General features: G+C 35.9%; 1 pseudogene. It reads right to left on the bottom strand.

Features of this window, described 5'->3' with window-relative positions:
- Window positions 1-895: pseudogene (locus tag HMPREF3154_RS07115) on the bottom strand (YSIRK signal domain/LPXTG anchor domain surface protein); the annotation flags it as partial.
- Between the last annotated feature and the right edge of the window lie 10 nt (window positions 896-905).

Below are 905 nucleotides of genomic sequence, written 5' to 3'. Positions count from 1 at the left end.
CTACTATTTCACTTTCTGCTAACACCGCTTGGTGTCCCATTGTAAGTTTACCGGTGCTTTCATCAAGTTTTATATTAGAAATATTATTATTAATAGTCCATCCATTGCCAACTTTAGTTGCTGTAATAGTAGCCGGTTGCCCTTTCAAATCAACATAGTGAACATCTAATCTAGTAACATCATTATGTGGTATAATTTCGACATTTGCTTCTTCTATGTTAGATCTTACCACTGGTGGTTGAGGTTTAACTTCTTTAGCAGGCATAATTGTATGTTTGACAATACTATTATCACTGTTACCATTTGACGCAGTAGCAGTAATATCACTTTCCGGTTGCACAGCCACATAACTAATTGTCACAGTTCCTGTTTGAGAATTAATTGAAATACCTGAAATGTTATTATTCAATGACCAGCTTTGATTTTTCTTAGTGGCTATTGCTGTAGCGATTTGGTCATTGACATCTAGATATTTGATAGTTATTTTGTCTGAATTAATTGAAGGAATTATACTTACACTCGCATTGTCATGATCTGATTTTAGTACAGGCCCTTCTGGAGCGACATCTTTACGTGGCATTGTCACTTTACTTTCTGGACTCGAGTCGCTATTTCCTTTTGTTTCAGTTGTTATAACTTCACTTTCTGCTTGTACTGCTTGATAGCCTATTGTTACTTTTCCGGTTGCTTCATCTACCTCTATGTGCGGAACATTTTTATTTAATGACCAAACTTCTCCATTTTTACTTACGATAATGGTATCACTTTGCCCCTCTGTATTAGTATAATTAATCACTAATTTTGTTGATTCATCTTTCGGTGTTACCTCTACATTGACTTGCTCTTCGTTTGCTTCGATTGTTGGAGAATGCGGTGTTGTCTCTTTACGTGGCATAGTCACTTTG

The organism is Staphylococcus sp. HMSC06C11, from assembly GCF_001808345.1.
Classification (GTDB): Bacteria; Bacillota; Bacilli; order Staphylococcales; family Staphylococcaceae; genus Staphylococcus; species Staphylococcus capitis.
The sequence above is the reverse complement of the archived record's forward strand: the minus strand, read 5'-3'. Positions and strand labels throughout refer to the sequence as shown.